The following is a 626-nucleotide window of genomic DNA, read 5'->3' as shown; positions in this document are numbered from 1 at the left end:
CACGTGGACGAGCCGAGCTCTCACGTGGACTGGTCGGCGGGCGCCGTTGAGCTGCTGGCCGAGGGCCGGGAGTGGTCGGAGGCCGACGGCGGTGCGCCGCGTCGCGCGGGTGTGTCGTCGTTCGGCGTGAGCGGGACGAACGCGCACGTGATCCTGGAGCAGGTTCCCGTGCCCGTTCCGGTTCCGGTGGAGGACCACACCGAGTCGACTAAAACGAGCGTTCTATCCAGCGCCGTACCGTGGTTGGTGTCGGCGCGGAGTGCGGAGGCGCTGCGGGCGCAGGCCGGGCGCCTGCGCGAGCACGTGGCTGAGCGCGGTGACCTGGAGCCCGCCGATGTGGGGTGGTCGTTGCTCTCGGGCCGAGCCCTGCACGAGCACCGGGCCGTGGTGTTCGGGCGTGAGCGGGAGGAGTTCCTGACCGGCCTTGAGGTGCTGGCTTCTGGTGCTGCGGGTGCGGCGTCGGGGTCTGTGGTTGAGGGCCGTCTCGGCGTGGTCTTCACCGGTCAGGGCAGCCAGCGTCTCGGCATGGGCCGGGAGTTGTACGAGACCTTCCCGGTGTTCGCGGACGCGCTCGATGAGGTGTGCGCGCACCTGGATGGCCTGCTTGACCGGCCTCTGAAGGAGGT

Annotated in this window: 1 protein-coding gene; it reads left to right on the top strand. The window is 70.6% G+C overall.

The genetic code is table 11. The features are described from left to right. Window positions 1-24: 24 nt before the first annotated feature. Window positions 25-626: ketoacyl-synthetase C-terminal extension domain-containing protein (locus STRAU_RS31660; RefSeq protein WP_037663237.1), on the top strand; the 602-nt coding region annotated here is incomplete at its 3' end.

The sequence above is a fragment of the Streptomyces aurantiacus JA 4570 genome (assembly GCF_000414115.1).
GTDB classification, from domain to species: domain Bacteria; phylum Actinomycetota; class Actinomycetes; order Streptomycetales; family Streptomycetaceae; genus Streptomyces; species Streptomyces aurantiacus_A.
This window is presented reverse-complemented; position numbering and strand designations above follow the sequence as displayed.